The organism is Mycobacterium sp. (assembly GCF_050701675.1).
In the GTDB taxonomy this organism is placed as follows: Bacteria; Actinomycetota; Actinomycetes; order Mycobacteriales; family Mycobacteriaceae; genus Mycobacterium.
Map to the genome: position 1 here is coordinate 1 of NZ_JBOGDD010000794.1, position 11,658 is coordinate 11,658.

At 67.3% G+C, this 11,658-nt stretch carries 12 protein-coding genes; 7 read left to right on the forward strand and 5 right to left on the reverse strand.

The genetic code is table 11. The annotated features are described in order from the left end of the window. Positions 1–83: 83 nt before the first annotated feature. Entirely contained in the window at positions 84–998 is a 915-nt protein-coding gene (locus tag ACRDUX_RS24220) for a 3-oxoacyl-ACP reductase (protein ID WP_526417279.1), read from the reverse strand. Positions 999–1,018: 20 nt separating this feature from the next. After that, the gene (locus ACRDUX_RS24225) at positions 1,019–1,210 is read right to left on the reverse strand and encodes a ferredoxin (RefSeq protein ID WP_526417281.1); all 192 of its coding nucleotides are present in this window, start codon (positions 1,208–1,210) and stop codon (positions 1,019–1,021) included. 122 nt (positions 1,211–1,332) lie between these two features. Between ACRDUX_RS24225 and ACRDUX_RS24230 the strand changes: the two genes are divergently transcribed. The 4 genes from ACRDUX_RS24230 to ACRDUX_RS24245 are packed head-to-tail and all read left to right on the forward strand — an operon-like array spanning position 1,333 to position 5,928. Beyond that, the gene (locus ACRDUX_RS24230; protein WP_526417283.1) at positions 1,333–2,514 is read left to right on the forward strand and encodes an acyl-CoA dehydrogenase family protein; all 1,182 of its coding nucleotides are present in this window, start codon (positions 1,333–1,335) and stop codon (positions 2,512–2,514) included. Between the two features lie 38 nt (positions 2,515–2,552). Beyond that, on the forward strand, positions 2,553–3,659 hold the full coding sequence (locus ACRDUX_RS24235) for an acyl-CoA dehydrogenase family protein (protein ID WP_526417285.1): 1,107 nt from the start codon (positions 2,553–2,555) through the stop codon (positions 3,657–3,659). A 7-nt stretch (positions 3,660–3,666) separates the two neighbouring features. Next, positions 3,667–5,178 carry a long-chain-fatty-acid--CoA ligase FadD17 gene (fadD17, locus tag ACRDUX_RS24240; protein ID WP_526417286.1) on the forward strand — a complete coding sequence of 504 codons (1,512 nt, stop codon included), beginning with the start codon at positions 3,667–3,669 and terminating at the stop codon, positions 5,176–5,178. Positions 5,179–5,187: 9 nt separating this feature from the next. Continuing rightward, the gene (locus ACRDUX_RS24245; RefSeq protein WP_526417288.1) at positions 5,188–5,928 is read left to right on the forward strand and encodes a helix-turn-helix domain-containing protein; all 741 of its coding nucleotides are present in this window, start codon (positions 5,188–5,190) and stop codon (positions 5,926–5,928) included. On the opposite strand, the gene ACRDUX_RS24250 is transcribed toward ACRDUX_RS24245, so the two are convergent. After that, complete coding sequence (locus ACRDUX_RS24250; protein WP_526417290.1) at positions 5,868–6,260, reverse strand: VOC family protein; 393 nt, start codon at positions 6,258–6,260, stop codon at positions 5,868–5,870. The genes ACRDUX_RS24245 and ACRDUX_RS24250 overlap by 61 nt on opposite strands. 73 nt (positions 6,261–6,333) lie before the next feature. Here ACRDUX_RS24250 and ACRDUX_RS24255 point away from each other — a divergent pair, with 73 nt between their 5' ends. Together ACRDUX_RS24255 and lpqN are read left to right on the forward strand one after the other, a co-directional pair. Beyond that, positions 6,334–7,140 (forward strand): SDR family NAD(P)-dependent oxidoreductase, encoded by an 807-nt coding sequence (locus tag ACRDUX_RS24255; RefSeq protein ID WP_526417292.1) that lies wholly within the window; start codon positions 6,334–6,336, stop codon positions 7,138–7,140. Between the two features lie 91 nt (positions 7,141–7,231). Then, positions 7,232–7,942, forward strand: coding sequence for an envelope biogenesis lipoprotein LpqN (lpqN, locus tag ACRDUX_RS24260; protein WP_526417294.1), 711 nt, complete (start codon positions 7,232–7,234; stop codon positions 7,940–7,942). 26 nt (positions 7,943–7,968) lie between these two features. Here the strand turns inward: lpqN and ACRDUX_RS24265 are convergent, their stop codons facing one another. Both ACRDUX_RS24265 and fadD19 read right to left on the reverse strand, forming a co-directional pair. Continuing rightward, positions 7,969–9,087: an NAD(P)H-dependent flavin oxidoreductase gene (locus ACRDUX_RS24265; protein ID WP_526417296.1), complete on the reverse strand. Its 1,119-nt coding sequence runs from the start codon at positions 9,085–9,087 to the stop codon at positions 7,969–7,971. A gap of 14 nt (positions 9,088–9,101) precedes the next feature. Further along, a complete protein-coding gene (gene fadD19 / locus ACRDUX_RS24270) occupies positions 9,102–10,754 on the reverse strand; it encodes a medium/long-chain-fatty-acid--CoA/3-oxocholest-4-en-26-oate--CoA ligase (RefSeq protein WP_526417298.1) in 1,653 nt (550 codons plus the stop codon). Between the two features lie 69 nt (positions 10,755–10,823). On the opposite strand from fadD19, the gene ACRDUX_RS24275 reads away from it, so the two are divergent. Continuing rightward, the gene (locus ACRDUX_RS24275; RefSeq protein WP_526417300.1) at positions 10,824–11,624 is read left to right on the forward strand and encodes a crotonase/enoyl-CoA hydratase family protein; all 801 of its coding nucleotides are present in this window, start codon (positions 10,824–10,826) and stop codon (positions 11,622–11,624) included. Positions 11,625–11,658 lie beyond the last annotated feature (34 nt).

Consider the following 11,658-nt stretch of genomic DNA (forward strand, 5'->3'; position numbering starts at 1 on the left):
TATTTATGCTGGTCAAGAGAGGTGTGTCGAACATCATTCTGTAACGTGTTCTAGCGCTCACAGCGGACTGACAATTGAGACTGTCAGTCTCGCGAGTCCATCAATCCGGTGGCCGAGAAACCCAGCTCGGGGTCACGGTCAGCAAAGTACTCGCCCAGGGTGGAGCCGAGATCGTCAACGCCCCAGGCATCGGCGTCCGCGGTGAAGTGCTTCTCCGCCACGGGCGCCGCCACGAGCGTGACAGTCGGACCATAGACGATGAACAGCTGCCCGTTGACCCCTTCCGCGGCGGGCGACGACAGGAACTGCACCAGCGTGACGACGTGCTCGGGCGACAGCCCGTCGACCCGCCCCTCCTCGAGCTGGGGCGCTTCGCCGAAGACGTCGGCGGTCATCGCGGTCCTGGCGCGCGGCGCGATGGCGTTGGCGCGGACCCCGTAGCGGCCGAGCCCGCGGGCCGCCGTCAGGGTCAGTGAGGTGATGCCTGCCTTGGCCGCGCCGTAGTTGGCCTGACCGACCGGGCCTGCGAGCCCTGCCTCCGAGGAGGTGTTGACGATGCGGCCGTACACGGTGCCGCCGTTCTGCTTGGCCTTGTCCCGCCAGTACGTGGCGGCGTTGCGGGTGAGCAGGAAGTGACCGCGCAAGTGCACGGCGATGACGGCGTCCCAGTCCTCGTCGGTCATGTTGAACAGCATCCGGTCGCGGGTGATCCCCGCGTTGTTCACCACGATCGACAGGCCACCGAGACCGTCGGCGGTGGCCACCAGCTCGTCGGCGGTGCTGCGCGCACTGATGTCACCCGCGACGGCGATGCCCTTGGATCCCGCGGCCGCGATCTCGTCGAGGACGTCGGACTTGTCGAGGGCCCCCGCGATGTCGTTGACGACCACCGTCGCACCGGCTCTGGCCAGACCGACGGCCTCGGCGCGGCCAAGTCCTGCGGCCGCACCCGTCACCACCGCGACCAGTCCGGAAAGATCGGTCGATTCCGTGCTCATTTATGAATACCTCTAGTCTTCTAGTCTTTGCGAAAGAGGGCGGCTCTCGGGCATTCGGCGATCGCCTGCTCGGCAAGGTCCTCCTGACCCACCGGCACCGGATCAGCCTTGATCACGGCATAGTCTTCGTCATCGAGATCGAAGAGGTCCGGGGCGATACCGACGCACACCGCGTTACCTTCGCAGCGATCACGGTCAACTTCCAGTCGCATGACACGTCTCCTCTCGCTCTCGGCCAGGAACAACCGGCCTGGATTCCAAGACTAGAACGTGTTACAACCGGGGAGGCCCACGGGTACCCCCGGACATGTGCGGAACAGTAAGGACGGCAGCGATGCGGATCGGCTACAGCCCCGAGCAAGAGGAGGTGCGCCGCGAGTTGCGCTCGTACTTCACCAAGCTGATGACCCCGGAGCGGGCTGAGGCGCTCAGCGCGGGCGACGGCGGCGAGATGGGGCGCGGCAGCGTGTACCGCGACACCGTCAAGCAGATGGGCGAGGACGGGTGGCTGACGCTGTCCTGGCCCAAGGAGTTCGGCGGGCAGGCCCGCACCCCGATGGAGGGGCTCATCTTCAACGACGAGGCCTCCATCGCCAACGTGCCGGTGCCGTTCTTGACCATCAACAGCGTGGCGCCGACGATCATGGCGTTCGGCACCGACGAGCAGAAGAAGTTCTTCCTGCCCAAGATCGCCGCGGGTGAGCTGCACTTCTCGATCGGCTACTCCGAGCCCGGGGCGGGCACCGACCTCGCCGCCCTGCGCACCACCGCGGTCCGCGACGGCGATGACTACGTGGTCAACGGCCAGAAGATGTGGACCAGCCTGATCGCCTACGCGGACTACGTGTGGCTGGCCGTCCGCACCAATCCCGAAGCCAAGAAGCACAGGGGCATCTCGATGCTCATCATGCCGACCACGGCCGAGGGCTTCTCCTGGACGCCGGTGCACACGATGTCCGGCGTCGACACCAGCGCCACGTACTACCAGGACGTGCGGATTCCGACGAGCAATCTGGTCGGCGAGGAGAACGCCGGCTGGAAGCTGGTGACCAACCAGCTCAACCACGAGCGCGTCGCCCTGGTTTCGGCCCAGCCGATCTTCGCCGCGCTCGGTGCCGTCCGCGAGTGGGCGCAGAACACCAAGGACGTCCACGGCAACCGGTTGATCGACTCGCAGTGGGTGCAGCTCAACCTGGCTCGGGTGCACGCCAAGGGCGAGGTGCTCAAGCTGATCAACTGGGAGCTCGCGTCGACCGACGAAGCCCCATCCCCAGCAGATGCGTCGGCCGCCAAGGTCTACGGCACCGAGTTGGCCACGGAGGCATACCGCCTGCTGATGGAGGTGCTGGGAACGGCGGCCACCCTTCGCTCCGACTCCCCCGGCGCACTGCTGCGGGGCCGCATCGAGCGGATGCACCGGTCGTGCCTGATCCTGACCTTCGGCGGCGGCACCAACGAGATTCAGCGCGACATCATCGGCATGGTCGCCCTGGGCCTCCCCCGGGTCAACCGCTAGCTCCGCGAGCCCTCCCGAAACGAAAGCGAAGACTTCACATGGATTTCTCAACACCTGAGGCCGCGGAAGACCTTGGCGGCCTTGCGCGCTCGATCGTCGACTCAGTGTGCACGCCGGAACGCCAGCGCGAACTCGACAAGCTCGACGAGCGCTTCGACCGCGATCTGTGGTCGAAGCTCATCGACGCCGACATCCTCTCGACCGCCGCGCCGGAATCGTTGGGCGGAGGCGGTTTCGGAGTGCTCGAGGAGGTCGCCGTGCTGGTCGCACTCGGCCGCCAGATCGCCGCCGTGCCCTACTTGGAGTCAGTGGTGCTGGCCGCAGGCGCCCTCGCGAAGTTCGGCTCCGTTGCACTGCAGCGGGACTGGGCCGCTCCGGCCGTCAACGGTGAGAAGATCCTGACCGTCGCACTCGAGGCCGAGATGGGCCAGGGCCCGGTGCAGGCTACGTCTTCCGGGCCAGACGGCTCAGGCCACCGGCTGACCGGCACCAGGGCGCTCGTCGGTTACGGACCTGTTGCCGACGCATTCCTGGTGCCCGCCGAATCCGATTCGGGTGTCAAGGTATTCCTCGTCGCCGCCGGCGACCCCGGCGTCACGGTCAGCTCGCTGGACACCACCGGACACGGCAGCGTCGGCCACCTGGAGTTCCAAGGCGCCGACGTCGATGCCGGCCGCCTGATCGGCGGCGAAGAGGTGGTGTCCTGGCTGACCACTCGGGGCACGTTGGGCCGCAGCGCCCTTCAGCTCGGCGTGCTCGAGCGCGCGCTCGAACTGACCGCGCAGTACGCCAGGGAGCGCGAGCAGTTCGACCGGCCCATCGGCAGCTTTCAGGCCGTCGGTCAGCGCCTGGCCGACGCCTACATCGACATCAAGGGTCTGCGCCTGACCGTGACGCAGGCGGCATGGCGACTGTCCGAGGATCTGTCCGCCGACCTCGAGGTCGGCACCGCGGCGTTCTGGGCGGCGGAGGCTGGCCACCGCGTAGCGCACACCACGGTGCACGTGCACGGCGGCGTCGGGATAGACGTCGATCATCCGGTGCACCGATACTTCCTTGCCGCCAAGCAGACCGAGTTCGCCGTGGGCGGTGCCACCGGACAACTCTTGCGGATCGGTCGCGAGTTGGCCGAGACACCTGCCTGATCAACCGGTGCGCAACCCGACCGTCGCGGATCTGCTGGCGCCTCTTGTCGACGTCACCGATCGCGGTGTCTACGAGGGTGATTCCTTCGTCAGCTGGCGCGACCACCTGCGCGCCGGGGCCCAGTTGGCCGCGGCCCTGCGGGGTCGACTCGACCCCAGTAAGCCCCCACACGTCGGGGTGCTGCTCGGCAACACCACGTTCTTCTCGACGGTCCTGGTGGCGGCGGGCCTGGCCGGCCTGGTCCCGGTCGGCCTCAATCCGACCCGTCGGGGTGAGGCCTTCGCCCGAGACGTCACCCGCGCCGACTGCCAACTGGTGCTGACCGATGACGTGACCGCCCTTTCGGACGCACTGCCCGACGGCGTCCCGTGCGTCGACGTCGAATCTCCTGCGTGGGCCGATGAACTCGCAGCCCACGCCGGCGCCGAGGTGACCTTCGCCGACATCGGCCCCGACGACCTGTACATGCTGATCTTCACCTCGGGTACCAGCGGTGAACCCAAGGCCGTCCGCGTCACCCATGACAAGGTGGCCTTTCCGGGGACCATGCTCGCCGATCGGTTCGGGCTGGATCGGGACGACACGTTCTACCTCTCGATGCCCCTGTTCCACTCCAACGCCATCATGGCCGGCTGGGCCGTTGCGGTGGCCGCCGGAGGCTCGATTGCCTTGCGGCGTAGGTTCTCCGCATCACAGTTCATCCCCGACGTCCGACGCTTCGGCGCGACCTACGCGAACTACGTCGGCAAACCGCTGTCGTACGTCCTCGCCACGCGGGCGCGTGACGACGACCGGGACAACCCGTTGCGCTTCATGTACGGCAACGAGGGCGCCCCCCGCGACCTGCCGCGGTTCGCCACCAGGTTCGGCACCGTCGTCGTCGACGGATTCGGTTCGACGGAGGGCGGCATCGCGATCGGGCGGACGCCTGACACGCCGGAGGGCTCACTCGGACCGCTGACCGACGAGGTCGCCATCGTGGACGTCGAGACAGGTGGCCCGTGCCCGCCGGGCAAGGTCGGCGAGCTGGTGAACCCCAAGGGCCGCGGCTGGTTCCGCGGCTACTACGGTGACGAAGCCGCCGAGACCGAGCGGATGGCCGGGGGCGTCTACCACAGCGGTGACCTCGCATACCGCGACGAGGCCGGCTACGCCTACTTCGCCGGTCGCCTCGGTGACTGGATGCGCGTCGACGGCGAGAATCTCGGCACCGCGCCGATCGAACGAGTCATCCTGCGGCACCACGACGTTCTCGAGGCGGCCGTCTACGCGATCCCCGATCCGGCCGTCGGCGACCGGGTGATGGCAGCGCTGGTGTTGTCGCCGGGCGCGACGTTCGACCCCGATGGGTTCGCGGCCTTTCTGACCGACCAGCCGGATCTCGGGAGAAAGCAGTGGCCCACGTTCGTCCGGATCAGCTCGGCCCTGCCGCGTACCGAGACGTTCAAGGTGATCAAGCGGTTGCTGTCCGCCGAGGCGCTGGACTGCGCGGATCCGGTGTTCGGCATCCAGCGGTAGCGTGACGACATGGGCTACCGCGAAATCGCGCCACCCGACGACCTACGCGATCTCGTCGAGACCGGGTGGATGGCACGGGGACACGGCGAAACCGCGCGCGTGCTCCCCGACGGGTGCATGGACCTCATCCGGATGGACGACCACGTGGTCGTCGCCGGCCCGGACACCCGCGCCCTGATCACCTCGCGCAGCCGCAGTCCGGTAGTGGGCCTGAGGTTTCGTCCCGGCGTACTTCCTCGGCTACTCGGCGTGCCGGCAGCGGAATTGGTCGGGCTGCGGGTCACGCTCGACGAGCTGTGCACCGTGGATTCCCGCGCGCCGCTCGCGGAGGTCGCCCGCGAGCTCGCGTCCCGCCCCGAGCGACGCGAGACGTCGCCGTGGTCGTTGCAGGCCCTCGAGAGCCTGACCGCCACTCTGGCGGCGGGGACACCCGCCGGACGGGTGGCACGCGAGACCGGCTGGTCCAGCCGCACCTTGCAACGACAGTGTCGCGCCGTCTACGGCTACGGGCCCGTGACGTTGCGCCGCATCCTGCGGTTTCGCCGGGCGGTGTCCCTACTTCGGACGGGCCGGTCGTTGGCGGATGTGGCCGTTGCGGCCGGATACGCGGACCAACCGCATCTGCACCGCGAGGTGCGCGCGTTGGCGGGCACGACGGTGACGGCGTTGGCCGCCGGTCAGTCGATCGACTACGTCAATGGCGCGAAGAGGTCGACCGAGGTGCCGTCGGGATCCTCGACCGTGGCATAGCGCTGGCCCCATGGCGCATCGAAGGGCGCAAGCGTGCCGGGATGGCCTGCGGCGGTGAGCCGTTCGAATGTTGCGTCCACGGCTTGCGGCGCGGCAAAGCCAAAGGCGATGGCGACTCGACCTGGCCCCGTCGGCGGCGACCACCCGGGATGCATGCCCGCGATGACCTCCTCGGTGTCGAAGGCCAGCGTGTTCCCCCCCGGCAGCACCACCTCGACGTGCGGGCCCTCGGGGACCGGTATCGCAAGGCCCAACAGCCGGTAGAAGTCCAACGACCGCGCGACGTCGCGCGCCACGATCTCCACCACGACTGATTGCACGGAATCGTTCATCGATCGCACGTTAGGCGGTTGTCCCGACGGAGTCGTGAACGAATCGGACAGGTTGGGACACTAGTCTGACGCGATGGCGATCGATCCGAGCTCGGTGATGCTGACGGGGCGGGTGGCCGTGGTCACCGGCGGCGGGGCGGGCATCGGACGCGGTGTCGCCGACGGCCTAGCGGCGTTCGGTGCACGGGTGGCGATCTGGGAGCGCGATGCGCAGACGTGTGCGTCGGCCGCCGAAGCAGTCGGCGGGCTCGGCATCGTGGCCGACGTCCGCGAATCCTCGGACGTCGACGCCGCACTCGCGCGCACGGTCGCCGAGCTCGGACCCGTCTCGGTGTTGGTCAACAATGCCGGTGGAGTGTTTCCCTCACCGCTGCTCGAGACCTCTGAGAACGGATGGGATGCGCTGTACCGCGCCAATCTTCGCCACGTCCTGCTGTGCACCCAGCGCGCCGCACGGGTGATGGTCGAGCATGGGATCGCAGGCAGCATCATCACCGTGACGTCGATAGAAGGTGTGCGCGCGGCCCCGGGATACGCGGCGTACGCGGCCGCCAAGGCAGGCGTCGTCAACTACACGAAGACCGCAGCGCTGGAGCTCGCACCACACGGGATCCGCGTCAACGCGCTGGCCCCCGACTTCACCCTGACCGAGGGCCTCGCGGCGATGTCGACGCCGGAGTCCCTGGCCCGCGCGGCCCGCATGGTTCCGATGGGACGTGCCGGTCACGTCGACGAGATGGCTGGTGCGGCAGTCTTCTTGGCGTCGGACATGTCGTCGTACGTCACGGGTCAGACCATCCACGTGGATGGCGGCACGGCCGCGGCGGGTGGTTGGTACCCGCACCCCGAGACCGGCGTCTACACATTGGGTCCGGCGTGACGCCGAGAACACGGCCAGAGCAAATTCTCGGCAGGTGCCCGTAGATGTACAGTCTCCACGAATCAAGAATCCGAGCGCGAGGAGTTAACCCATGAGAGCTTCGGCGCTCACCGGTGTGGCTGCAGCCTTCACCGCCCTTGCCGTCGTTCTGGCAGGCTGCGGCTCGGACACCAAGACCGCAACGTCCAGCAGCTCGGGTGCGGGCAAGTCGGCCAGCAGCGAGACGGCGAACTCGAAGAAGTCGACGGTGCCAGAGACTGCCGAGCAGGAGGCCGCGGGCCCCAATCCGACCATCGCGGACTACATCAAGGAAAACGACATCCAGGAGACCGGGATCAAGATGGGCGACCCCAGCGCGCCCGCCGTGAACCTGCCCGTCCCAGACGGCTGGCACGCATTGAGCCCCGAAGAAGCCCCCAGCTACGCCTACGGCGCAATCGTGTACAGCGGATCGGAGTTCGAGGCAGACCCGCCGAACATCGTCGCACTGATGTCCAAGCTGACCGGAGACGTCGACCCGCAGCGGATCATCGACCTGGCGCCCGGCGAGCTCAACAACCTGCCGGACTACAAGGCGGGTAGCGAGGGTGAGACCAGCACGCTGGGCGACTACCCGGCGTACGTACTCGGCGGCACCTACACGAGAGACGGGGCGACGCGTTTCATCGCGCAGAAGACGGTCGTCATCCCCGCCGCCGACGGGCTGTACGTCCTGCAGCTCAACGTCGACGGCCCCGACGCAGCGGGCGAGGTCCTCGGCGCCGCCACGGACAAGATCGACAGCGACACCACCATCGGCTGACCTCGCCGAGATACCGAACTGCTCGACTAGCCGCGGATGCCGTCGAGGCGGCGGGTGGCCTCCTCGAAACCCGTGACCAGCTCGGCGATGATGTCGGCGACGGGACGAATCTCGTTCATCCGCCCCACGATCTGGCCGACGGGCATGGCGACGGTGGTCGGGTCGCTGGACTCGCTCATCCGCTGATGCGCTCCGCTGACAAGGATGTTCTGCAACGGCATCGGCAGCGGTTCGGGTGCGTCGTCGGCATCCCAGGCGTCGGTCCACCGGCTCTTGAGCAGCCGCGCAGGCTTCCCCGTGTAGATGCGCCGACGCACCGTATCGCCGGAGCCCGCCGCCAGCAGTGCCTGCTGGATCACCGAAACGCCGCCCTCGGTGCGCACCCCAAGGTCGTATTCCGCGGCGGTGAGGAACGCCGAGCCCATCCAGACCCCCTGGGCGCCAAGCGCCAACGCCGCCGCCACCTGACGGCCGGAACCGATGCCACCGGCAGCCAGCACGGCGGTGCTACCCCCAAGTGCGTCAACGACTTCCGGCACCAGCACCATCGAGGCGATCTCGCCGGTGTGGCCGCCGGCCTCGTGGCCCTGCGCGATCACGATGTCGACACCGTTCTCGGCATGGCGCAACGCGTGCTTGGCACTGCCTGCCAGCGCCGCCACCGGCACGCCCGCCGCGTGCACCTGCTCGATGACGTCCTTCGGTGGCGAACCCAGGGCGTTGGCGATCAGCTTGATGGGATGTTTCAGCGCCACCTCGACGTGTGACCGGGCGACCGAATGCAGCCACCCGAGAACGCCTTCGGACTTCGCTTCATCCTCGGGCAATGGTGGGACACCGAGGTCGGCGAGCGTCTTGTCGACGAAGTCGCGGTGGCTCTGCGGGATCAGCTTGTCGATGTCGACGGAGCTGCCCTCGGTGGGCACCTTGGCGGGCATCACGATGTCGACGCCGTACGGCTTGCCGTCGGTATTGGCGTCCATCCACTGCAGGACGCGCTCGAGGTCGTCGGCGTCGTTGAAACGCACGCAGCCCAGCATGCCGAGGCCACCGGCACGGCTCACCGCGGCGGCGACCTTCTCCGACGGGGTGAAGACGAAGATCGGGTACTCGATGCCGAAGCGGTCACAGAGTTCGGTTTTCATGGGCTCATCCTCATCTAGGCTTGCACCCCAGCGTGTTTGGCGTGGACGTCGTTGGCCGGTCCGGCCTCCGTCTGCTCCTTGGCCCAGCGGTAGTCGGGTTTGCCAGCAGGCGAGCGCTTCACCTCGTCGACGTACCAGAGGCTGCGCGGCACCTTGTATCCCGCGATCTCGCTGCGGACGAAGGCGTCGAGTTCGGCGAGCGTCGGGCGGGCACCCTCACGTGGCTGCACGACCGCGGCGACGTGTTGTCCGAACCGCGGATCGGGCACCCCTACGACGAGGGCGTCGAAGACGTCTGGGTGGCCCTTCAGCGCGGCCTCGACCTCTTCGGGGTAGATCTTCTCGCCGCCGCTGTTGATCGACACCGAACCGCGGCCGAGCATCGTGACGCTGCCGTCCTCCTCGACCTGGGCGTAGTCGCCGGGGATCGCGTAGCGGACGCCGTTGATGGTCTGGAACGTCTCGGCAGTCTTCTTCTCGTCCTTGAAGTAGCCGACGGGGATGTGACCGCGCTTGGCGATGATGCCGCGCACACCCGAACCCGGCACGACGGGATTGCCGTCCTCGTCGAGCACGGCGGTGTTCTTGTCGATGGTCACGCGCGGACCGCCGGTGTGCGACTGGCCCTTTGCCACGATGCTGGTACCGCCGAAACCCGTCTCCGAGGAGCCGATCGAGTCCGTGATGATCCTGTCCGGCAGCAGTTCGAGGAACTTCTCCTTGATGCTGGTAGAGAACAACGCGGCGGTGCTGGCGAGCAGGAACAGCGACGACAGATCATATTCGTCGCCCTTCTCCTGATGCGCGAGTAGCGCGTCGAGCAGCGGGCGCGCCATCGCGTCACCCGTGAAGAACAGCAGGTTCACCTTGTGCTGGTGAATCGCGCGCCAGACCTCGTCGGCGTTGAATTCCGGTGTCAGAACCGAGGTTTGGCCCGAGAAAAGTGACATCCAGGTAGCCGACTGCGTGGCGCCGTGAATCATCGGCGGAATCGGGTAGCGGATCATCGGCGGGTTCGCCGCCGCCGCCTTCGAGAGGTCGTACTCGTCGGCGATCGGCTCGCCGGTCGCAAAGTCGGTGCCCCCGAACAACACCCGATAGATGTCCTCGTGGCGCCACATGACGCCCTTGGGGAAGCCCGTGGTGCCGCCGGTGTACAGCAGGTAGATGTCGTCGGCGCTACGCGGGCCGAAGTCACGCTCTGGTGAGCCCTGCTCGAGTGCCGAGTAGAACTCGACGCCGTCGTACCGGTGGTAGTCCAGGTCGCTACCGTCCTCGACCACCAGGATCGTCTTGACGTCCGGGGTGTCCGGAAGGACGTTGGCGACGCGGTCGGCGTACTGCCGCTCGTGCACCAGCGCGACCATGTCCGAGTTGCCGAAGAGGTATCGCAGTTCGCCCTCGACGTAGCGGAAGTTGACGTTCACCAGGATGGCGCCCGCCTTGACGATGCCGAGCATCGCAATGACGATCTCGATGCGGTTGCGGCAGTAGAGGCCGACCTTGTCATCCTTCTTCACGCCCCGGGCGATGAGGTAGTGGGCGAGACGGTTCGCCTTCTCCTCCAACTCGGCATAGGTGAGCTGTTCGCCGCCCGAGATGAGGGCGACACGGTCTGGCACGGCGTCTATGGCGTGCTCGGCTAGATCGGCGATGTTCAGGGCCACAGGACCTAAACTAGAACGTGTTACATTTCGTGACAAGTCCGTGGCATTGGAGCTGAAAGGCGGAATCCCTTGAGTGAGCCGGAGAAGGGCCCCGACGCCCTCATTGAGCAGCGCGGACACACCCTGATCCTGACGCTGAATCGACCCGAGGCGCGCAACGCGCTCTCCACCGAGATGCTCTCGATAATGGTCGAGGCATGGGACCGCGTCGACAGCGATCCGGAGATCCGGACGTGCATCCTCACCGGGGCCGGCGGCTACTTCTGTGCGGGCATGGACCTCAAGGCCGCGACCAAGGCCCCGCCAGGTGACTCGTTCAAGAGCGGCGGCTACGACCCCACCCGAATCGACGGCCTGCTGAAGGGCCGTCGCCTCACCAAACCACTCATCGCCGCGGTCGAGGGGCCCGCCATCGCAGGCGGCACCGAGATCCTGCAGGGCACCGACATCCGCATCGCGGGCGAGAGCGCCAAGTTCGGCATCTCCGAGGCCAAGTGGAGCCTGTACCCGATGGGCGGGTCCGCCGTGCGGCTGGTGCGTCAGATCCCGTACACGATCGCGTGCGACCTGTTGCTCACCGGACGGCACATCACCGCGGCCGAGGCGCTGTCCTACGGGCTGATCGGCTACGTCGTCCCGGATGGCACTGCCCTGGACAAGGCGCTGGCGATCGCCGAGGTGATCAACAACAACGGGCCGCTGGCCGTGCAGGCCATCCTCAAGTCGATTCACGACACCGAGGGCATGCACGAGCTCGACGCGTTCAAGATCGACACGAAGATCGGCATCGGCGTCTTCCTCAGCGACGACGCGAAGGAAGGTCCGTTGGCCTTCAAGGAGAAGCGCGCCCCCAACTTCCAGATGAAGTAGCTCTCCTCCGCGAGGTCATGGTGCAGTGCCGAGC

What these genes read in the sequence shown, in the direction of transcription:
- ACRDUX_RS24265 (WP_526417296.1), bottom strand. Translation starts at nt 9,087, where the DNA reads ATGAAAACCGAACTCTGTGACCGCTTCGGCATCGAGTACCCGATCTTC.
- ACRDUX_RS24255 (WP_526417292.1), top strand. Translation starts at nt 6,334, where the DNA reads ATGGCGATCGATCCGAGCTCGGTGATGCTGACGGGGCGGGTGGCCGTG.
- lpqN (WP_526417294.1), top strand. Translation starts at nt 7,232, where the DNA reads ATGAGAGCTTCGGCGCTCACCGGTGTGGCTGCAGCCTTCACCGCCCTT.
- ACRDUX_RS24235 (WP_526417285.1), top strand. Translation starts at nt 2,553, where the DNA reads ATGGATTTCTCAACACCTGAGGCCGCGGAAGACCTTGGCGGCCTTGCG.
- ACRDUX_RS24245 (WP_526417288.1), top strand. Translation starts at nt 5,188, where the DNA reads ATGGGCTACCGCGAAATCGCGCCACCCGACGACCTACGCGATCTCGTC.
- ACRDUX_RS24225 (WP_526417281.1), bottom strand. Translation starts at nt 1,210, where the DNA reads ATGCGACTGGAAGTTGACCGTGATCGCTGCGAAGGTAACGCGGTGTGC.
- ACRDUX_RS24230 (WP_526417283.1), top strand. Translation starts at nt 1,333, where the DNA reads ATGCGGATCGGCTACAGCCCCGAGCAAGAGGAGGTGCGCCGCGAGTTG.
- ACRDUX_RS24250 (WP_526417290.1), bottom strand. Translation starts at nt 6,260, where the DNA reads ATGAACGATTCCGTGCAATCAGTCGTGGTGGAGATCGTGGCGCGCGAC.
- ACRDUX_RS24220 (WP_526417279.1), bottom strand. Translation starts at nt 998, where the DNA reads ATGAGCACGGAATCGACCGATCTTTCCGGACTGGTCGCGGTGGTGACG.